This is a genomic window from Streptomyces sp. KMM 9044 (assembly GCF_024701375.2).
Taxonomy (GTDB): domain Bacteria; phylum Actinomycetota; class Actinomycetes; order Streptomycetales; family Streptomycetaceae; genus Streptomyces.
Genome location: NZ_CP113910.1, coordinates 6,736,009 through 6,755,000 on the forward strand (window position 1 = coordinate 6,736,009; position 18,992 = coordinate 6,755,000).

General features: G+C 71.6%; 17 protein-coding genes and 5 pseudogenes. 13 read left to right on the plus strand and 9 right to left on the minus strand.

The genetic code is table 11. The features are described 5' to 3' along the window. Positions 1-230: 230 nt before the first annotated feature. From HUV60_RS30075 to HUV60_RS30090, 5 genes and pseudogenes are all read left to right on the plus strand, one after another. Entirely contained in the window at positions 231-983 is a 753-nt protein-coding gene (locus HUV60_RS30075) for a GNAT family N-acetyltransferase (protein WP_331462028.1), read from the plus strand. Between the two features lie 145 nt (positions 984-1,128). Then, positions 1,129-1,278, plus strand: a pseudogene (locus HUV60_RS30080) (NAD(P)H-dependent glycerol-3-phosphate dehydrogenase); the annotation flags it as partial. 123 nt (positions 1,279-1,401) lie between these two features. Further along, entirely contained in the window at positions 1,402-1,545 is a 144-nt protein-coding gene (locus tag HUV60_RS34130; RefSeq protein ID WP_443047559.1) for a transposase, read from the plus strand. A gap of 144 nt (positions 1,546-1,689) precedes the next feature. Beyond that, positions 1,690-3,024, plus strand: coding sequence for an ISL3 family transposase (locus tag HUV60_RS30085; RefSeq protein WP_257849233.1), 1,335 nt, complete (start codon positions 1,690-1,692; stop codon positions 3,022-3,024). Positions 3,025-3,122: 98 nt separating this feature from the next. After that, positions 3,123-4,046: pseudogene (locus tag HUV60_RS30090) on the plus strand (IS3 family transposase); the annotation flags it as partial. A gap of 88 nt (positions 4,047-4,134) precedes the next feature. Here HUV60_RS30090 and HUV60_RS30095 read toward each other — a convergent pair. The 4 genes and pseudogenes from HUV60_RS30095 to HUV60_RS30110 form a co-directional block, all read right to left on the minus strand. After that, positions 4,135-4,269, minus strand: a pseudogene (locus tag HUV60_RS30095) (IS5/IS1182 family transposase); the annotation flags it as partial. A gap of 175 nt (positions 4,270-4,444) precedes the next feature. Next, positions 4,445-5,242: an HARBI1 family protein gene (locus tag HUV60_RS30100; protein WP_443047451.1), complete on the minus strand. Its 798-nt coding sequence runs from the start codon at positions 5,240-5,242 to the stop codon at positions 4,445-4,447. 131 nt (positions 5,243-5,373) lie between these two features. Then, positions 5,374-6,612, minus strand: coding sequence for an MFS transporter (locus HUV60_RS30105; RefSeq protein WP_257851775.1), 1,239 nt, complete (start codon positions 6,610-6,612; stop codon positions 5,374-5,376). A gap of 62 nt (positions 6,613-6,674) precedes the next feature. Further along, positions 6,675-7,700: a hypothetical protein gene (locus HUV60_RS30110; RefSeq protein ID WP_257851301.1), complete on the minus strand. Its 1,026-nt coding sequence runs from the start codon at positions 7,698-7,700 to the stop codon at positions 6,675-6,677. A gap of 188 nt (positions 7,701-7,888) precedes the next feature. Between HUV60_RS30110 and HUV60_RS30115 the strand changes: the two genes are divergently transcribed. Beyond that, a complete protein-coding gene (locus HUV60_RS30115; protein WP_257851300.1) occupies positions 7,889-8,341 on the plus strand; it encodes a DUF4442 domain-containing protein in 453 nt (150 codons plus the stop codon). 51 nt (positions 8,342-8,392) lie between these two features. On the opposite strand, the gene HUV60_RS30120 is transcribed toward HUV60_RS30115, so the two are convergent. Further along, the gene (locus tag HUV60_RS30120) at positions 8,393-8,857 is read right to left on the minus strand and encodes a Crp/Fnr family transcriptional regulator (protein ID WP_257851299.1); all 465 of its coding nucleotides are present in this window, start codon (positions 8,855-8,857) and stop codon (positions 8,393-8,395) included. A 363-nt stretch (positions 8,858-9,220) separates the two neighbouring features. Here HUV60_RS30120 and HUV60_RS30125 point away from each other — a divergent pair, with 363 nt between their 5' ends. After that, entirely contained in the window at positions 9,221-10,165 is a 945-nt protein-coding gene (locus HUV60_RS30125) for a universal stress protein (RefSeq protein WP_257851298.1), read from the plus strand. Positions 10,166-10,362: 197 nt separating this feature from the next. Further along, positions 10,363-12,741 carry a phosphoketolase family protein gene (locus HUV60_RS30130; protein WP_257851297.1) on the plus strand — a complete coding sequence of 793 codons (2,379 nt, stop codon included), beginning with the start codon at positions 10,363-10,365 and terminating at the stop codon, positions 12,739-12,741. 32 nt (positions 12,742-12,773) lie between these two features. Here the strand turns inward: HUV60_RS30130 and HUV60_RS30135 are convergent, their stop codons facing one another. Continuing rightward, positions 12,774-13,307 carry a gamma carbonic anhydrase family protein gene (locus tag HUV60_RS30135; RefSeq protein WP_257851296.1) on the minus strand — a complete coding sequence of 178 codons (534 nt, stop codon included), beginning with the start codon at positions 13,305-13,307 and terminating at the stop codon, positions 12,774-12,776. 113 nt (positions 13,308-13,420) lie between these two features. Here HUV60_RS30135 and HUV60_RS30140 point away from each other — a divergent pair, with 113 nt between their 5' ends. Then, positions 13,421-14,185: an acyltransferase gene (locus HUV60_RS30140; RefSeq protein ID WP_257851295.1), complete on the plus strand. Its 765-nt coding sequence runs from the start codon at positions 13,421-13,423 to the stop codon at positions 14,183-14,185. A gap of 133 nt (positions 14,186-14,318) precedes the next feature. Then, on the plus strand, positions 14,319-14,876 hold the full coding sequence (locus tag HUV60_RS30145) for a YbaK/EbsC family protein (RefSeq protein WP_257851294.1): 558 nt from the start codon (positions 14,319-14,321) through the stop codon (positions 14,874-14,876). Positions 14,877-14,933: 57 nt separating this feature from the next. Here the strand turns inward: HUV60_RS30145 and HUV60_RS30150 are convergent, their stop codons facing one another. Next, positions 14,934-15,974, minus strand: coding sequence for a cation diffusion facilitator family transporter (locus HUV60_RS30150; RefSeq protein ID WP_257851293.1), 1,041 nt, complete (start codon positions 15,972-15,974; stop codon positions 14,934-14,936). Between the two features lie 61 nt (positions 15,975-16,035). Here HUV60_RS30150 and HUV60_RS30155 point away from each other — a divergent pair, with 61 nt between their 5' ends. Beyond that, positions 16,036-16,395, plus strand: a complete 360-nt coding sequence (locus HUV60_RS30155; protein WP_257851292.1) for an ArsR/SmtB family transcription factor — start codon at positions 16,036-16,038, stop codon at positions 16,393-16,395. A 254-nt stretch (positions 16,396-16,649) separates the two neighbouring features. Here HUV60_RS30155 and HUV60_RS30160 read toward each other — a convergent pair. After that, a pseudogene (locus tag HUV60_RS30160) lies at positions 16,650-16,940 on the minus strand (FAD-dependent monooxygenase); the annotation flags it as partial. Between the two features lie 77 nt (positions 16,941-17,017). Next, positions 17,018-17,431 carry a CoA-binding protein gene (locus HUV60_RS30165; RefSeq protein ID WP_257851773.1) on the minus strand — a complete coding sequence of 138 codons (414 nt, stop codon included), beginning with the start codon at positions 17,429-17,431 and terminating at the stop codon, positions 17,018-17,020. Between the two features lie 134 nt (positions 17,432-17,565). Between HUV60_RS30165 and HUV60_RS30170 the strand changes: the two genes are divergently transcribed. Further along, positions 17,566-18,396: a hypothetical protein gene (locus tag HUV60_RS30170; protein WP_257851291.1), complete on the plus strand. Its 831-nt coding sequence runs from the start codon at positions 17,566-17,568 to the stop codon at positions 18,394-18,396. Further along, positions 18,393-18,962 (plus strand): annotated as a pseudogene (locus HUV60_RS30175) (SixA phosphatase family protein); the annotation flags it as partial. The gene HUV60_RS30170 and the pseudogene HUV60_RS30175, both read left to right, overlap by 4 nt. Positions 18,963-18,992: the final 30 nt, after the last annotated feature.

An 18,992-nucleotide genomic window follows, 5' to 3' on the forward strand; every position in this document is an offset into this window, starting at 1 on the left:
CGCCCGCCGGGCCCTCCCGAGGCGGGCAGCTGCCTTCCGGCTCCTGACGGGCGGGTGACACCGCAGGCCCTGGTGAGTTCGCGCCGGGGCCTGCGGCGTGCGCGCGGCGTGGGTAGCGTGCGGTCATGCGCTTTCACTGGGGCTGGATCGAGCCCGTGATGCTCGTGCCGTACGTGCCCACCCTCGGCCCCGCGCGCTGAGGGGACCCGCTCCACGACCTCCTGGAGGCCGTGGTCGAGAACGCCAGCACCGGCCGCTTCCTCCCGCATGACAAGGACCGCCGCTGGGGCGGGAGCAAGGCCGAGCGTGTCTTGGTCGATGCCATCGAACACGACCAGCATCGGACGCTCATTCCCACCTTCACCGAGCGCGGCGGTGGTGTCGTCAAGGTTCACGTCTACGGGGCCACCCTGTCGGCCGGCGCGGACCTGGCACGTAAGCTCGCACCCCTTCACGGCGCCGCCCGGGCCCGGGTCGTCTGGTTCCTCGGGCCTGACCAGCCCGACGCGTACGCCCGGGGAACTCGAGTTCAGCTCAAGGACTTCGAGAGCGGGCCCGGGGCCGCGCCCGGCGTGCCGGTCCAGGAGTACAAGGAGCTGCCCGAAGAGGCCGGGTTCGAGGTGTTCGCCACGGCGATGGTCGAGGGCGGTTTCGCGTTCCTGTACGACCGGATGCGGGCCAGCGCTGTCGGCCCTGTCCTCACCGTGCTGCACGACGGCCGCGTGGTCGGCGCTATCGGGCCCATGGAGACCATGGCCGACGCCGGAGGCCGGGCACGACTACTGCCCCAGTACTTCGGCGTCCTGCCCTTCCACCGCGGGCGCGGCTACGGACGGGCCCTGTGGCGCGCAGCGATGCACTGGGGCCACCAGCACGGCGCGGCGTACCAACTCCTGCAGACCGAGGTGGGAGGAGCCTCGGATTGGCTGTGCATTGCGGAAGGACTGTCGTCCCTGGGGTTCGTCAACCAGGCCGACGTGTGAGCCCGGGTGATCATTTGGAAGACGTCGGGCGGGCTTCCCGGGCCCGGCCGCCCCCTGAGGAAAGGACCCCGCAGTGAGCCAGCACCATTCCGTCCGTGCGGCAGTGTTCTCGGCCGGGTCCTGGGGCACCGCCGTGGGGAAGATCATGGCGGACGCCGGCACGAGCGTGATCATGCATGCCCGGCGCCGTGAGATCGCAGACGCGATCAACTCGGCGCACGTGAATCCTGGGTACTTCCCGGACGTCGAGCTGCCCGCCGTCCTGGCTGCGACGACCGACCCGGCCGCCGCGCTCGCTGAGGTGCCCCGGAGTTTCCGGACAGGGACCCAATAGGGTTGTTCTGTCAAGGAAATGAGGAAGTTCGAAGTGGCGCCACCCAGCAAGTACACCCCGGAGTTTCGTGAGGAAGCCGTCCAGATGGCACTCCGGTCCAGCAAGACCATCTCGGAGACGGCCCGCGAGCTCGAATTGAACTCGGAGGCACTCCGGGGCTGGGTGAAGAAACACCAGAAACGGAACGAGCCAGCTGCCGGTGCACCGTTGACGGGTCTTCGAATTTAGTCGGGGAGGGCCGCCCGTGACCTGTACCGCCGGTTGCCGAGAGTGACCGTCGTGGGTGCGTGAGGGGTGAACGCAGACCGCCCGCGCTGCTTGTGGATCATGACTGGTGTCTAGACAGCCGATCTTCAAACAGACACGGGCGGCATGGGCCACGATACCGGCGCGACGGCGCTGTTCGATCTGGAGGGGGTCGCGGTGGCCGAGGTCGTCCGCGACGAGGACGGGATACGTACGGTGCGTCTGGTGACCACGGACCCGGCGGCGCGGGCCTGCCCGGCGTGTGGGACCTTCGCCACCCGGGTCAAGGAACGGGCCGTGACGCGGCCTCGTGACCTCGCCCATGGCGGTGGCGCGGTACGGATCCGCTGGCACAAACGGCGCTGGCAGTGTCGTGAAGATGCCTGTGAGCGGGGCTCGTTCACCGAACAGATTCCCCAGATACCCGCACGGATGCGGCTCACCGAGCGGCTGCGGACCGCGTGCGGGCAGGCCGTGGCCGACGGCGGACGCACCGTGGTGCAGACCGGCCGCGACCTGGGGCCGTCCTGGCCGGTCGTCATGCGCGCCACCCGCACCTACGCCGAGCGCCACCTGCCCGCCGCACTGCCGACGACCGAGGCGATCGGGATCGACGAGACGAGGCGGGGCAAGCCGGTATGGAAGCAGAACCCGGACACGGAGAAGTGGGAGCTGGTCGCGGATGCCTGGCACATCGGCTTCGTCGACGCGATCGGCGGACGCGGCCTGTTCGGCCAGGTCGAGGGCCGCAACGCGGACTCGGTCGCCGACTGGCTCAGCGCCCAGCCCGCCGCCTGGCGCGAACACGTGCGCTACGTCGCCATCGACCTGTGCGCCACCTTCCGCGCCGCAATCCACCGCGCCCTGCCCCACGCCACCGTCGTCATCGACTGCTTCCACATCGTGCAACTCGCCCAGCGCCACCTCGCCGACCTGCGCCGACGCCTCACCTGGAAACAGCACGGCCGCCGGGCCCGCAAGGGAGACAGCGTCTACACCGTCCGCAAACTCCTGCGCCGCAACAAGGAAGACCTCACCGGAGAACAACTCGCCCTGCTCAAGGTCGAGTTGGAGTACATGGGCACCTACGGCCGTCAGATCTACGCGGCCTGGCAGGCCAAGGAACTCCTGCGTGACCTCCTCGGCCTGGCCGTCCACCGCACCCACGTCACCCCCGACCGCTCCGCGATCTCCGCAGCCCGCCACCGCTTCAACGCCCACGTCGCCGACCACGCCCACCTGCCCGAACTCGTCACCCTCGCCGAAACCGTCGATCAGTGGTGGAACGGCATCGAGGCATACGTCCTGACCGGGATCACGAACGCCGCCAGCGAGGGCAACAACCGCGTCATCAAGCTCGACGCGCGATGCGCCTTCGGCTATCGCAACCGCGCCAACCAACGCCTACGGTCACTCTGCGCGACCACGAGACGAGCCCGCCGCGAGGGGGTCCCCGACTAACTTCGAAGACCCCCGTTGACGCTCGATGAGCGGGCGCGCTTGAAGGAACAGGACCGGCGCATCCGTGAACTGGAGGCGGAAGTCTCCTTCTTGAAAAAAGCCGCAGCGTACTTCGCGAAGGATCCCCGGTAGCGAGCAAGTACGAGTTCATCGAAACGATGCGGCTCGGCACAGCGGAGTGCGCGTATTCCGTCGAGTTCATGTGTGAACGGCTCGGCGTGTCCAAGTCTGGCTATTACGAATGGCGGAACCGTCCCAATTCTGCGACGGTCCAGCGGCGCGAGGAACTGAAACTGCTCATCAAGAAGGCATTCGACATGTCCGACAGCGCCTACGGCTACCGGCGCATCCACGCCCAGCTCGCCCGCTGGGGCCACACCGCCGGCCTGGAGCTGATCCGTATGCTGATGCGTGAACTGGGCCTGGTGCCCTGCCAGCCGAAGCCGAAGCGGTGGTCGCTCACCAAGGCCGCCGCGGGCGCCGTGCCGGATCTCGTCGGCCGCAACTTCACCGCCGACGCCCCCGGCGAGAAACTCGTCGGCGACATCACTTACATCAAGACCGGAGAAGGGTGGCTGTATCTCGCGACCGTCATCGACTGCTGCACGAAGGAAGTCATCGGCTACGCGATGGACGACCACTATCAAACTCCCCTCATGTCCCAGGCAATTCGCAACGCGGCACGGAACAGGAAACTCGCCGACGGCGCGATATTTCACTCCGATCGCGGGTCGAACTACATGTCAGCAGAGTTCGCGGCGACGCTGAAGCGGTTCAGGATCCGCAGATCTTCCGGGCGTACCGGGGTCTGCTTCGACAACGCCATGGCCGAATCGTTCTTCGGGGCCTTGAAGAACGAGCGGGTTTCCCGCGTGACTTACCTGGCCCGAGAGGCCGCCCGACAGGACATCACTCGATACATCGAACTCTGGTACAATCACAAGCGCCTCCACTCGGCTGTTGGTTACCGCCCGCCGCGAGAAGTCCACGCCGAATACACGGAGTTGCACATAGCCGCGTGAAATAGACGGTCAGCTCACTGTCCGGAAAACGCGAGGCCCCTCAGTGAACCCTTCTCGGTAACGTCTCGTGACGGTTTGTGATCTTCGTTCAGGTGGTGCGGCCGTGTTCCATCTGGAGCAGGACGAGGGCGGCTCGGGCGATCCGGGTGATGCTGCCAGGGTCGAGGCTGACCCGGCGCAGAGCCTTGAACGTGACTTTGAGCAGGGCATTGACTCTGTTGCTCAATTGCGGAGAGTGACGCCGACCTGTCGACGGGGCGCGTGGAACGGGCCTCGCGAGGAGGCGGTCCGGCCCCTCTCGGATGCGGTGCGTGACCATCCCCCGAATTGAGCAGCAGAGTCGGCATTGACTCTGCTGCGCAATTACCCGGCGTGATGACGCCGTGCCGATACGGCCTTCAGAGCGCGTCGCAGATGCAGGCAGGCCGGGCGCGGCCGAGCCCTGAAAGCATGGCACGTGATCGCTCGCCGAATTGAGCAGCAGAGTCGGCATTCGCGCGCTCGGCGACGCCGTGGATGCCACGGATCACCTTGTTGAACGTCTGCTGTTCGAGGTCGAGTTCGCCGCCCTGCGGCTTCTTGGCCGGGTGGCGGAAGCCGTCGCCGGCGTTCTCGTAGCCGAGATCGGTCAGAGTCGGGATGTCCAGAGTGGCGGCGAGCCGGTTCAGCGCGCCGATCAGGCCGTGGGTGCGCGCGCAGGTGGTGTCGTGCTCGCGGCCGGGGCGGACCGGGGACACCCAGAGCGGCCAGCCGTCCGGGGCGGAGATGACCTGCACATTCCCGCCATGATGCTTGTGCTTCCCGGACCACCAGAGATCTGCCCCGTTGGGACCGGGGGCGGCGACGCGGTCGGTGCGGATGACAGTGCCGTCCAGGTTGAGGTGGGTGTACCCGGCGGCCGCCGCCCGCTCCAGTGCGGTGGCCAGGTCCGGGGCGTGGTCGGCGAGCACGGTCAGCCCCTCGTGGAGATAGCGGTAGGCGGTCGGCACCGAGATCCGGCTGTCCCGGGCGAGTTGGGCCAGCCGGGTTCCGTCGACGAACCACCGCAGGACGAGGATCCCCTGCTTGAAGACGCCCAGGGCGCGGGTGTTCTTGCGGGTGCCGAGCCGGTCGCGGTGCTCGCGCAGGAGCCGGGCCAGGGTCTCGGCGGTCTCCCTGCCGACATCGAGCACGGCGGTGTAGGTGATACTGGTCAACGTGTGAAGCCTCTGGCCGTACGGAACTTGATTTTCGCAGACCTGTTCCTACCAGGGGCTTCACCCATATCTGACAGCGGGGCACTCGACGCGGTCCGGCTCACCCCGCACGCGGTCACGCACTGCAACCGTCACGTTGCCGAGAAGACCTCAGTGTCGGCTGACCCCTTGCCGGCGACCGGGGCCGCCCCGGTGACAGGCACCGTCCGGCGCCGCAGACGGCGTACGTCCGGCACGCACAGCACCGCCGCCGTGACCACGACGACCAGCGCGGCGCAGCCCCACAGCGCCTCCGTACGGCCGAACGCGGTCTCGGCGGGACCCGCCAGCGCCATCGTGGCCGGCACCAGGGCGACGGACCCGAACCAGTCGTAGGCCGACACCCGGGACAGTTTCTCCTCCGGGATCTCCTGATGAAGCGCCGTCATCCAGGAGACCCCGAACACCTCGACGGTCACCCCGGTCACGCACATCACCGCGCACAGCACCGCCACCGGTACCGGCACGGCCAGCGCTGCGGACGGCAGGGCCAGCGGGAACACGCACAGGGTGCCGACGAACAGCAGTCGGCGCGGTTTCCAGCGGGTCATCAGCAGCGCGCCCAGCACCGTGCCCGCCCCGAAGAAGGCCAGAGCCAGACCCCAGGGCGCCGCGCCGCCCAGATGATCCCGGGCGACGAGCGGACCGTAGACCGCGTCGGCGGCGCCGACCACGGCGTTGGCGACGGAGAACTGGATGACGATGCCCCACAGCCATGGCCGGCCGGCGAACTCCCGCCAGCCGTCCCGGAGGTCGGCGAGCAGACCGCCGCCCGGGGCGCGCGGGGGTATGTGCTTCACGTCGAGGAAGGCCCGCAGGGCCGCCGCGGCCGCGAAGGCCGCCGCGTCCGCCGCGAGCACCCAGCCCGGTCCCATCGCCGCGATCATGAGGCCGCCGAGGGCGGCACCGCCGAGTGTCGCGCCCTGCATCGCCATCCGGAACACCGCGAACGCCCGGCCGGCCTGCTCGCCCTCGACAGAGGAGAGCAGCATGCCCTCGGCGGCCGGCCCGAAGAACGCCTGGCCGACTCCGCCGAGTGCGCTGAGCAGCATCATCTGCCACAGGTGTGCCTCGCCTGCCAGGACCAGCACCGCGAACGCGGCCTGCGAGAGACAGTTGAGGACATTGGCTGCGACCATCACATGGTGGCGCGGCAGCCGGTCCGCGACGGCGCCGCCGATCAACAGGAACAGCACCAGCGGCAGGGTGCGGGCGGCGGCCACCAGGCCCACGTCGCCGCCGTCCCCGCCCGCGCCCAGCACCGCGAACGCGGAGGCGATCAGCGCGCCGTGACTGCCCAGGCTCGTCACCACGGCGGACGCGGTCAGCAGTGTGTAGTTGCGGCCCGCCCAGGCGGGACGGCGGGGGGAGGAGTCCTCGGCTCCCCTGCCCGCTACGACTCGGTCGGAGCTTCCTCGGTGAGGCGGACCGTGCTGAGGATCTTCTGCACGGTCTCCTCCGGGATCTCGTCGTCGACACCCTTGGCGCCGTACAGGTTCCAGGTGACGAAGTCCCCGGCACTGTTCTTGAACCCGAAGGTGATCGCCTTGCCCTCGCTGTCGCACTTGCCGTTCTGGGGCGTGTCCTGCGAGTGCGCCGTGGCGACACTGCCCTTGAGGCCCGAAGCGGTCGTGTACGCCTTCGGTTTCTCGAACTTCACGCTCTTCTTGTCGGGCTGCGTGTAGCCGCCGTAGATCCACCACGGCACACGGGTTTCCGCGGCCTGGTCCGAGGTCTTGGCGCCGTTCTCGCCGCGGGTGCCGGCGGTGACGAGGGCGGTGTCGTCCTCGCGGCCGTCCTTGTCGTCGTCGCTCGTGCACCACTTGGACTTCAGATAGGCCGGGGCAGTGACGGTGGTGCGGTCCAGCTCACCGTCCTTCTCCTCCCATTCGAAGCCCACGCTGGTGCCGGGGTCCTCGATCTCCCAGTCGGCGGGGACGTCGAACTTGGTACCGAAGCGCGTGTTCGTGACCACCTGCCAGCCCGGAACCGTCGCCTTCTCGTCGTCACCGCCCCGTGGGTTGTCGTCCGAGGAGCCGGAGTCGGAGGCGGAGTCGCTCGGCTCCGTGGAGAGCTCCTCGGAGGCACTCACGGACGGCTTCGCGTCCTTCTTGTCGGCGGTGTCGTCCTTGTCGCCGCCCAGCACCAGGAAGCCGGTGACACCGGCGGCCACGACCACGGCCGCCGCGGCCACGGCGGCCACGATCTTCGTCTGTTTCCCGCCGCCCCCGCCCTGCGGCGGCGTGGGCATGCCCACGGTGTCCGGCGTCCCCCACTGCTGCGGCTGCTGCGCGTAAGGGTTCGGCTGCTGGGCACCGGGCTGCTGATACGGATTCGGCTGTTGGTACCCCGGCTGCCGGTACGGATTGCTCGACTGCGGGTTCTGCTCGCCCCCGGGCGGCTGGTTTCCTGGCCACATGGTGGGCCACCCTAGCCCGGGCAGTGACACGATTCGGTCACTGCCCATTGACAGGGACGTAGCAACCGAGAGCCGGAAGTGGTCCGGGGGCAACCCGGAGCGACCGCACGCCGTCGGGGCACCGGCGCGGTCGCGCATCCCCCGGTCCGGCCTGGCCAGCCACTCCTACTCGTGAGTAACATGTGGTCATGAGTGACGACCGGATGACCATCGGCGAGATGCTCGCCGCCACGGTGCCCATGGCCCGCACCCTCAACCTCGAGTTCCTGGAGACCACTTCGGAACGGGCCGTGGTCTCCCTGCCGGACCAGGACGACTACCACAACCACGTGGGCGGCCCGCATGCCGGCGCGATGTTCACCCTGGGGGAGTCGGCGAGCGGCGCCATCGTGCTCGCCGCGTTCGGGGAGCAACTGGCGCGGGCGGTGCCGCTCGCGGTCCGCGCAGAGATCGCCTACCGGAAGCTGGCGATGGGCCCCGTCACTGCCACCGCGACCCTGGGCCGGCCGGCCGCCGAGGTGGTGGCCGAGCTGGACGAAGGCCGGCGCCCCGAGTTCCCGGTGTCGATCGAGATCCGGCGCGAGGACGGTGCGGTGACCGCTGAGATGACGGTCGTCTGGACCCTGCGTCCGGGCGGCTGACATCTGCCGGCGGTGGCCTGCCGCCCTGGGCCGCGGGCCCCGGTGTCCGGTTCAGACGCTGCTGCCCGCCCCGTAGGGACCGTACAGGTCCAGCAGCCGGACGCGGGCGGAGTGCAGCCGGTGAGCGACCACATGGCCCACCCACTGGGCGATGTCCCGTCCGAGGTCCGGCTCGTCCTCGCCCATCGCGCGGACGGCCGCGGCGTCGAACTCGTAGGTCCGTACCGGGGTGGCCGCCTCCGCGCCCAGATGCCAGACGTGCGGACTGTACAGCCAGGACCAGCCGACGAGTTCGTTGTGCCCGAGACGTTCGATGACGGCGGCGCGGCGGCCGGGGACATGCATGTCGAGCTCGACGGTACCGGTACGGATGACCCAGAACCGGTCCGCGCGGCCACCCTCCTCGAACAGCCGGGTCCCCTGCGGGAAGGACACCTCGCGGGCGGTCTCCAGGAGCTTCGCCCGGTGCTCGGCGGGCAGGGCGAGCGGCATGCCGGGGGACGGGGGAGCGAACATCGCGGCCTCCCTTACGGGATGAGGGATACGAGATACGGGGTGGGGCGGGCTGCCGGTGCGGTGTGCGGGGTGGTTCCGGTACGGTTCCAGCCTCCTGCGGAGCCGCCGCCGGGGCCATGGGCCGTACGGCCCTGATCGAAGGCGTCCGGCCTCACCGCACCGGTGCCCCTGCACAGGGGCGGGACCGTCGGCCGGGTACCGGGACGTAACGCCGGTGCTCCGGGGCGGGACCTTCGGCCCTCGTGGGGACCTGTGGCCCCTGCCGGCCGCCGCCCGGCCCACCGATACTGAAGGTGGTCTCAGCGACAGCGGCACCGGTCCGACCAGCAGGTCGGCCCGTTCCGGCAGCAGGAGGTACACGTCATGCCCCGCACCATCACCATCGGTTTCGACGGTTCTGCGGAGAGCAGGGCCGCCGCCGAGTGGGCGGCCCGCGAGGCGAAGCTGCGCGGTCTGCCGCTCCGGCTGTTCGAGGTCCGAGAGCCCCCTCCGGAGCCTGTCGCCCAGGCGCCGCTCGCCGGCGCGGAGGCCGGTCGGCAGGGGAGGAGGGGAGGCGAGGCGGAGGCGCTCCCGGCCGACGGCTGGGGGACCACGCCGGGTGAGGCCGCGGCCGGTCTGCGGCTGCGCCACCCCGGGGTCGAGGTCACCACGGAACAGGTCACCGGCCGGCCCCACGAGGTGCTGACCGAGGCTGCGGAGGACGCCGAACTGCTCGTGCTGGGCTCCCGCGGGATGAGCGGCTTCGCCGGATTCCTGGTCGGTTCCGTCGGTCTCGCCGTCGTGGCCCGTACCGAACGGCCCGTCGTCCTGGTCCGTGCCGGGGAGCAGGCCGCCGACGAGCACGAGCCGGATCCCACGGGCATCCCGTCCGCCGCGACCCGCTACCGGCCGGTCCTGCTCGGCGTGGACGCCGACCGGCCCGACGCCGCGGTGATCCGCTTCGCTTTCGCCGAGGCAGCCCGGCGGGGCACCGGACTGCGCGTCCTGCACGGCTGGAACCTGCCGTCGTACTACGTCCACGGACTGCCGGCCGACCCGCACGCGTACCAGGTGATCGCAGAGGAACGGGCCGCGGCGCTCGCGAAGCTGCTCCGCCCCTGGAGAGCGGAGTTCGAGGACGTCGACGTCGTGGAGGAGTCCTTCGGCGGCAGCCCGTCCACCCGGCTCATCGACGCATCACGGGAGGCCTCGCTCGTCGTGGTCGGGCGACGTGTGAGCCACAATCCGTTCGGGATCCGCACCGGGCCGATCACCCACGCGGTACTGCACCACTCCGCGGCACCGGTCGCGGTCGTCGCGCACGACTGAACCGGCCGTCCGGAGGAAGAGCACGGGACGGAGCGGGGAGCCGGGGACGGCGAGGAGCGGAGTGCCCCCTGCCAGGATTACGCCATATGCCCGCGTTCGGCCGCCCGGAGGATGAGGCGGACGGAAACTGGTACTCCCCACCCCGAGCCCCACCCCTGATCCCGCGATCACCCCGTCGATCACCCACGGAGCCAGCCATGCCCGAGGACCAGGACACCCGGACCGCACCGACCGACGAGGAGCTGCGTACGCTGGACGCCCACTGGCGCGCCGCCAACTACCTGGCGGCGGGACAGATCTACCTGCTGGCGAACCCGCTGCTCACCGAGCCCCTCAGGGCCGAGCACATCAAGCCGAGGCTGCTCGGGCACTGGGGCACCTCGCCCGGACTGAACCTGGTGTACACCCACCTGAACCGGGTGATCGGCGCACGCGGGCTGGACGCGCTGTGCGTCTGGGGACCGGGCCACGGCGGCCCCTCGGTGCTGGCCAACTCCTGGCTGGAGGGCAGTTACAGCGAGAGGTACCCGGACGTCGGCCGCGACGCCCCGGGCATGGCACGGCTCTTCCGGCAGTTCTCCTTCCCCGGCGGCGTCCCCAGCCACGTCGCCCCGGAGGTCCCCGGATCGATCCACGAGGGCGGCGAACTCGGCTACTCCCTCGCCCACGCCTACGGCGCCGCATTCGACAACCCGGACCTGCTGGTCGCCTGCGTGATCGGCGACGGCGAGGCGGAGACCGGGCCGCTGGCCGCGTCCTGGCACTCCAACAAGTTCCTCGACCCGGTCCACGACGGCGCCGTCCTGCCGATCCTGCACCTCAACGGCTACAAGATCGCCAATCCGACCGTGCTGTCCCGCATCCCCGAGGCCGAACTCGACGCGCTGCTGCGCGGCTACGGCCACGAGCCGATCCACGTGGCCGGCGACGACCCCGTCCTCGTCCACCGGGCGATGGCCCAGGCACTGGACACCGCGCTGGACCGCATCGCGGCGGCGCAGCGCGCCGCCCGCGAGGGCGGCGCGACCGAGCGGATGTCCTGGCCGGTGATCGTGCTGCGCACTCCCAAGGGCTGGACCGGTCCGGCCGAGGTGGACGGCGTACCCGTGGAGAACACCTGGCGCTCCCACCAGGTGCCGCTGCCTGCGGTCCGCGAGAAGCCGGAGCACCTGCACCAGTTGGAGGCCTGGCTGCGGTCGTACCGGCCCGAGGAACTGTTCGACGCCGAGGGCCGGCCCGTCGCGGACGTCCTCGCCTGTGTCCCCGAGGGTGCCCAAAGGCTCGGGGCCACCCCGCATGCCAACGGCGGGTTGCTCGTCCGCGACCTGCCGATGCCGGACCTCGACGACTTCGCCGCCCCCGTCGACAAGCCCGGCGTGACCCTCCACGAACCCACCCGCGTCCTCGGCGGCCTCCTGAGGCAGGTCATGAAGGAGACCGCCGGCCGGCGGGACTTCCGTCTCGTCGGCCCCGACGAGACGGCGTCCAACCGACTGCAGGCCGTCTACGACGTCAGCGGCAAGGCCTGGCAGGCCGGCACCCTCGACGTCGACGAGCACCTCGACCCGCACGGCCGCGTGATGGAGATCCTCTCCGAACACCTCTGCCAGGGCTGGCTCGAGGGCTATCTGCTCACCGGACGGCACGGGCTCTTCTCCAGCTACGAGGCGTTCGTGCACATCGTCGACTCGATGGTCAACCAGCACATCAAGTGGCTGAGGACCTCCCGCGAACTGCCGTGGCGCGCCCCCATCGCCTCCCTCAACTACCTGCTCACCTCGCACGTGTGGCGCCAGGACCACAACGGCTTCTCCCACCAGGACCCCGGCTTCGTCGACCACGTGCTCAACAAGAGCCCCGAGGTCGTCCGGGTCTACCTGCCGCCGGACACCAACACCCTGCTGTCGGTCGCGGACCACGCGCTGCGCAGCCGGGACTACGTCAACGTCGTCGTGGCCGGCAAGCAGCCGTGCTTCGACTGGCTGTCCATGGACGAGGCCCGCGTCCACTGCGCACGCGGCGCCGGAGTCTGGGACTGGGCCGGTACCGAGAACGGCGGCACACCCGACGTGGTGCTGGGCTGTGCCGGGGACGTGCCCACCCAGGAGGTGCTGGCCGCGGCACAGCTGCTGCGCCGCCACCTGCCGGACCTGGCGGTCCGCGTCGTCAACGTCGTCGACCTCACCCGGCTGCTGCCCCACGGGGAACACCCGCACGGCATGACCGACTTCGAGTACGACGGCCTGTTCACCACCGACAAGCCGGTCATCTTCGCCTACCACGGCTACCCGTGGCTGATCCATCGCCTCGCCTACCGGCGCACCGGGCACGAGCACCTGCACGTCCGTGGCTACAAGGAGTCCGGGACGACCACCACGCCGTTCGACATGGTGGTCCGCAACGACCTCGACCGCTACCGGCTGGTCATGGACGTCATCGGCCGCGTCCCGGGCCTCGCGGTCCGCGCCGCCGCCGTACGCCAGCGGATGGCCGACGTCCGCACCCGGCACCACGACTGGATCCGCGCACACGGCACCGACCTGCCCGAGGTCGCCGAGTGGAGCTGGAACGCCTGAGCGCCGTCACCCACGACCGGTCCGGACAGGCCCTACGGCACACCGTGCACGTCGCGGTGCGCCTTCGCCAGCCCCGCGTACATCGTTCCGTTGAGCGCCAGCCCCGCGCGCTCCTCCTCCGTCAGCTCCCGCCGGACCTTCGCCGGGACCCCCGCGACCAGCGAGCCCGGCGGCACCTCCATACCCTGCGGCACCAGCGCCTGCGCGGCCACCAGGGAACCGGCGCCGATCACCGCGCCGTTGAGCACCGTGGCCCCCACGCCGATCAGGCAGTCGTCCCCGACCGTCGCCCCGTGCACCACGGCGTTGTGCCCGACGGAGACGCGTTCGCCGACCGTGACGGGGAAGCCGGGATCGGCGTGCAGCGTGCAGTTGTCCTGGACGTTGCTGCTCGCGCCGACCGCGATCGCCTCCACGTCGCCGCGCAGGACCGCGCCGTACCAGACGCTCGCGCCCGCCCCCAGCGTCACGCCCCCGATCACCGTGGCCGTCGGTGCCACGAAGGCGGTCGGGTCCACCTGGGGTTCTCTGCCGCCGATACCGGTGATCAGCGCCTTGTGCGTCATCGTCGCCTCGCCTCCTGGTCGGGTGATGACAGGCACCGTACGCCAGAGGCGTGGGGTGAAGATCACAGGGCGCACGGCGCATGGGCGTCATGCCCGGCGACTACGGTGGGCAGGTGCCGAAAATCAGGAACACGTTCTCGTCCTGGTCGCGCCGCCTCGCGCAGCGCGCGGTCCACGCGGGCTGGTCCTGGGTGCAGCACACGGGTTCGGTGACCGCCGAGCACCCCGGCCGTTTCCACTTCGGCGCGATGGGAACAGGTACCAGGCTCGCCTTCCCGCTCGGCACCGTCTTCGGCGAACCCTGGATCCGGCTCGGCGCGCACTGCATCATCGGCGAACAGGTCACCCTGACCGCCGGTCTGATGCCCGGCCTGGAGCTGGGTCCCGACCCGATCCTGCGCCTGGGCGACGGCGTCGTGCTCGGCCGCGGCAGCCATGTCATCGCCGACACCACCGTCACCATCGGCAGCGACTGCTACTTCGGGCCGTACGTCTACATCACGTCCACCAACCACTCCTACGACGATCCGCACGAGCCCATCGGCAAGCAGTGGCCGCGGATGGACCCGGTGGAGATCGGCCCCGGCTGCTGGATCGGCACCGGGGCGGTGATCCTCCCCGGTGCGCGGATCGGGCGGAACGTAGTGGTGGCCGCGGGCGCGGTGGTGCGGGGCACGGTTCCCGACCACGCCGTGGTCGCGGGCGCCCCGGCCCGGGTCGTACGCCGCTGGACCACCGAGGAGGGCTGGCAGCCGCCGCTGCGCACGCCGGCGCCGGTGCCGATCCCGGAGGGCGTCACACCGGAGCAGTTGCGGGCGTTGTCGGAGCTGGACGAGGAGGGTGTGGCCCGGCTCGCCGAGCTGGAACCCGGGAGCTGAGACCCTCACCTCCCGAAGACGCGGGACGGGCGGCTCCTGCCGGGCGAGTGCGGGGACCCCGCCCGCACCAGCGCTCCCGACGGCCGCCGGAACACCCCGCCGACGGCCGCCGCACGGCTGTTACGGTGCCGTCATGCGCGCGCCCATCGGCACCTTCGACCACGCCACCCCCGCCCCCGAATGCCTCGGCCGGCTCACCGCGCCGGTCGCCGCTGCCGTCCGTGCCTGGAGCGGCAGTGTCCCCGCCGAGCAGATCCTCTACGTCGACACGGACCCGCGCTGGGCCGACACCGCCGTCTTCGTCGAGCACTACGGCCAGGACCTGCTCGAGCGCTCGGCGAACTGCGTGGTCGTGGCGGGCAAGCGGGGCGGCGGGAGCACCCTCGCCGCCTGTGTCGTCCCCTCCACGGCCCGGGCCGACGTCAACGGCATCGTGCGCCGTCAACTCGGTTCTCGCAAGGCGTCGTTCGCCCCGATGGACACGGCGACGGGGGAGAGCGGCATGGAGTACGGCGGCATCACCCCGATCGGACTGCCCGCCGACTGGCCGGTACTCGTGGACGCGGCCGTCGTCGACCTGCCGTACGTGCTCGTCGGCAGCGGGCGCCGGCGGGGCAAACTCCTGGTGCCGGGCAAGGCCTTCGCCGAACTGCCGGGCGCGATCGTGCTGGAGGGGCTGGGAGCGGCCTGAGTTCCGGTCGCTCACGGAGACGGTCCCGGTACGGCCGAGCCGTCTCGCCCGTACCGGTCATGCCACCGAGTGGTGGGCCAGGGGCAGGTGCGGGTCGTGCTCGCCCGGGGCGGGCTCCGGGTCGGCGTGGACCAGGGCCGCGGCCAGCCGGGGTACCGCGTGCAGCAGGGCGTGCTCGGCGTCGACCGCGACGCGGTGGGCTTCCCGCACGGTCGCCCCGCCGTCCACCACGACCGCCACCTCGGCCCGCAGCCGGTGACCGATCCAGCGCAGCCGCAGCTCACCCACCCCGCGCACATCGGGCACCTCCCTCAGCGCCTGCTCGGCCCGGTCCACGAGCGCGGGGTCGACGGCGTCCATCACCCGCCGGAACACCTCCCGCGCCGCGTTCCACAGCACCAGGACGATCGCCGCCGTGATCGCCAGCCCCACGACCGGGTCCGCGAGCTGCCACCCCAGGGCCGCCCCGCCGGCGCCCAGCAGGACGGCGAGTGAGGTGAACCCGTCCGTCCGGGCGTGCAGTCCGTCGGCGACCAGCGCGGCCGAGCCGATGGCCCGGCCGACCCGGATGCGGTAGCGGGCCACCCACTCGTTGCCCGCGAAGCCGACGAGAGCTGCGACGGCGACCACCGGGACGTGGTTCACCGGACGCGGGTCGAGGAGCCGGTCCACCGCCGTCCAGCCCGCGAAGGCCGCGGAGGCGGCGATCGTCAGCACGATCACGATGCCCGCCAGGTCCTCGGCCCGGCCGTATCCGTAGGTGAAACGACGGGTGGCGGCCCGCCGGCCCAGCACGAAGGCGACCCCGAGCGGTACGGCGGTCAGCGCGTCCGCGGTGTTGTGGACCGTGTCGCCGAGCAGCGCGACCGAGCCCGAGACAGCCACCACGACCGCCTGTGCCAGTGCCGTCGCACCGAGCACCGCCAGCGAGACCCACAGCGCCCGCAGACCGCGGGCCGAGGACTCGAGGGCGGAGTCGAGCTTGTCCGCGGTCTCGTGGGAGTGCGGGGTGAGCAGATGACGGAGACGGTGGCCTCGGCTGGGGCCGTGCCGATGTCCGCGCTCGTGGTCCTGGCCGTGCTCGTGCCGGTCGCTCACGTGGGTCCCCTTCCGGTACGCGAGGTGGACGGGCTGTCGCCCACGGGGCCATTATGTGCGTATGAGCGCACGCATGCACCTGTCGCCTGCGCACGATGCGCACCCACACACGCCCGGCGGTGAGCAGTTCGCGCTCGCCGCGGAATTCCTGGCCCTGCTCGGCGACCGCACCCGGCTGGCCCTGCTGCACGCGCTGACCGGCGGCGAGGCCGACGTCAGCGCGCTCACGGAGGTGTGCGGGGCGGCGCGGCCCGCGGTCAGCCAGCATCTGGCGCGGCTGCGCCTCGCGGGTCTTGTGAGCACGCGCAAGGAGGGCCGCAGAGTGATCTACTCACTGCGTGACGGACATCTGCGGCGGCTGGTGGACGAGGCTCTGAACGTCGCCGACCACCGGCTGAGCGACCGGCCTCCGCACGACTGAGGCAGTCGGGGAGGCGCTCCCTGCTCCCCCGGCCGGCACATGACGGCCGTGCCCGGGTCCTGCTCGGCGAAGGCGGCGGCGCGGGACGTGAACAGACGCAGCAGCCGGGCCGGCATGGTGCCCGAGCGGAACGGTTCGCCCGCCGCGGCACCGTGGCGGAGTTCGGAGAGCCACTGCGAGAACCCCTGGTATCCCCGCACGCGCCGCAGGCAGTCCTGCGCGTAGCCGGCCGGCGCGTCACCGAGCAGGAAGGCCCCGTCGAAGCGGAACCTGCACGCGGAGTGCGACTCGGCCCGCTCCAGCAGGCTCCGTGCGGGACCACGCCGCTCCAGCCCGCGCACCGCCCCCTTCCTCGATCACCCCGGCCCGGGGCCGCCACTCGATGAACTCCCTCGACCCGGCCTCCGGGACCAGGCACTCCCCACCGGCCGCCCGCAGGATGCTGCCGGCGGTCAGCCCGGCCGGACCGGCACCCGGACGAAGATCGGAAGCCGTTGTGGAGCAAGGGAGCCGTAATCGCCGCGGCAGGGTGAGGACTGCGTCATCCGGTCGTTGCGGCGGCAGCGCGCCCTGCTGACGCGGGGACGCCGTGGTCGTGCTTTCGGCCTGGAGGCCGGTGAGATCAGCCCTGACCCAGCCGCGGTATCTCGATCGCGGGGCAGCGGTCCATCACCATCTCCAGGCCCGCCGCGCGGGCCCGCTCGTAGGCCGCCTCGTCGACGACGTCCAACTGGAACCAGATCGCCCTGGCGCCCTTGGCAACCGCCTCGTCCGCGACCGCCCCGGCCAGTTCGCTGTTCACGAACACGTCCACGACGTCCACCTCGAAGGGGATGTCCGCCAGCGAGGCGTACCCCTGCTCGCCCTGCACCGTCTCGGCCTTCGGATGCACCGGCACCACACGTTTGCCGAAACGCTGCAGCACCTGGGCGACGCCGTACGCCGCGCGCTGCCGGTTCGACGACAGGCCCACCACGGCCCAGGTGTCGCCGAGCCCGGTGAGGATCCTGCGGACCGTTGCCTCGTCGCCGTACACCGTGGGCCTCCTGGGGGCGTAGCCGTAGTGGTCGTCAGGGAGCTGTCCTACGGGCAACGAACCGGAGTCCGGGGTGATTCCCAAGGACTTGGGGAACGTCCCGGAGCCACGGCGTCCCCCGAAAAGAGTGCGAGATGACTGCGCGGGCCCGCTTGTGCGCCTACGCTCGCCTCGTGCTGCGCATCACCGACGCCCGGACCGGCGAACTCGTGGACGCCACCCCCGCCCGGCGGGGCCTCACCCGCGTCGAGGCCCACACGCGTGGGTTGGATCCGACGAACCTGCGCGTGCTGCTCGTCGCCGACCTGCTCGTGCGCGCCCTGGAACTCGGCGGCACCCCGGTGTGGGCGCTGCTCGACGGCGAACGGGACCTGCCCGAACTGCGTGCCGCGGGCGCCGCCCTCGGCGTACGGCCCTTCGAGGACGGCCGGGACGCCGGTACGGGACTGGGGGAGGCCCAGGTCCTGCACGTGGTGAGCGAGGGCGGCGCGGCACCCGACGGAGTGCGTGTCGTCGTCGCCCCCGTCCACCAGGAAGGGCTGGGTGACGCGCCGGACGGCGCCGATCGCGCCGATTCCAGCGACGTCCCCGGCCCCGCCCGTCTCACCGCCCCGGACGACCCCACCGAGCCGACGGTCCTGCGGCTCGCCCTGCTCGCGCGTCCCCGGAGCAGTCCGCTGCGGCTCGACCTCGCCGCCCTGGACGAGGCCGCGGGCACCCTCGGGCGCTGGCGCGGTGCGGTCGCCGCCTGGGCGCACCGGCCCTCGCGGCCCATCCCCGACACGGTGCGGGTGGCCCTGCGCACCGCCTGGGAGGACGACCTGGACGCGGCCGGCGTGCTCCGCCTGCTCCGCGCGGTGGAGCAGGACGCGGAGGTGCCGGACGGTGCCCGCTTCGAGACGTACGCCTACGCCGACCGGCTGCTCGGCCTCGACCTCACCCGGGACCTGGGATCCCCGGCATGACCGGGAACCCAGGCGGGACCGGGGCCGCGGGAGGCACCGGGTCCACCGGGACGGGGCCGTCGCGCCGGCTGGTCGTGCTGCGGCACGCCAAGTCCGCCTGGCCCGAGGGCGTACCCGACCACGACCGTCCGCTCGCCGCGCGCGGCGAGCGCGACGCGCCCGCCGCCGGGCGCGCGATCGCCGGGACCGTCGGCACGCCCGGCCTCGTCCTGTGCTCCACCGCCGTACGCGCGCGCCGGACCTGGGAGCCGGTGGCGGCCCAGTGGGACACACCCCCGCCGGTCCGGCACGAGCCGCGGCTCTACGCCGCCGGTGTTCCCGACCTGCTGGCGGCGGTGCGCGAGGTGCCCGCCGAAGTCGGCACCCTGCTGCTGATCGGCCACGACCCGGGCCTGGCCGACCTCGTCCTGACGCTGGTCGGCGACGGTGTGGGCGACACGCTCGACCGGGTCCGCGCCAAGTTCCCGACCTCCGCGGTCGCGGTGCTGTCCTGGCGCGGCGCCGCCTGGACGGACCTCGCCCCCGGCACCGCCCTGCTGACCGCAATGACCGTGCCCCGGGGCAACGCGCGGCAGGCCTTTCGGCACGCCCGGCCG

What these genes read in the sequence shown, in the direction of transcription:
- HUV60_RS30130 (WP_257851297.1), top strand. Translation starts at nt 10,363, where the DNA reads ATGCCCGAGGACCAGGACACCCGGACCGCACCGACCGACGAGGAGCTG.
- HUV60_RS30085 (WP_257849233.1), top strand. Translation starts at nt 1,690, where the DNA reads ATGGGCCACGATACCGGCGCGACGGCGCTGTTCGATCTGGAGGGGGTC.
- HUV60_RS30135 (WP_257851296.1), bottom strand. Translation starts at nt 13,307, where the DNA reads ATGACGCACAAGGCGCTGATCACCGGTATCGGCGGCAGAGAACCCCAG.
- HUV60_RS30110 (WP_257851301.1), bottom strand. Translation starts at nt 7,700, where the DNA reads ATGTGGCCAGGAAACCAGCCGCCCGGGGGCGAGCAGAACCCGCAGTCG.
- HUV60_RS30125 (WP_257851298.1), top strand. Translation starts at nt 9,221, where the DNA reads ATGCCCCGCACCATCACCATCGGTTTCGACGGTTCTGCGGAGAGCAGG.
- HUV60_RS30115 (WP_257851300.1), top strand. Translation starts at nt 7,889, where the DNA reads ATGAGTGACGACCGGATGACCATCGGCGAGATGCTCGCCGCCACGGTG.
- HUV60_RS30155 (WP_257851292.1), top strand. Translation starts at nt 16,036, where the DNA reads ATGAGCGCACGCATGCACCTGTCGCCTGCGCACGATGCGCACCCACAC.
- HUV60_RS34130 (WP_443047559.1), top strand. Translation starts at nt 1,402, where the DNA reads ATGGCACTCCGGTCCAGCAAGACCATCTCGGAGACGGCCCGCGAGCTC.
- HUV60_RS30145 (WP_257851294.1), top strand. Translation starts at nt 14,319, where the DNA reads ATGCGCGCGCCCATCGGCACCTTCGACCACGCCACCCCCGCCCCCGAA.
- HUV60_RS30170 (WP_257851291.1), top strand. Translation starts at nt 17,566, where the DNA reads ATGACTGCGCGGGCCCGCTTGTGCGCCTACGCTCGCCTCGTGCTGCGC.
- HUV60_RS30120 (WP_257851299.1), bottom strand. Translation starts at nt 8,857, where the DNA reads ATGTTCGCTCCCCCGTCCCCCGGCATGCCGCTCGCCCTGCCCGCCGAG.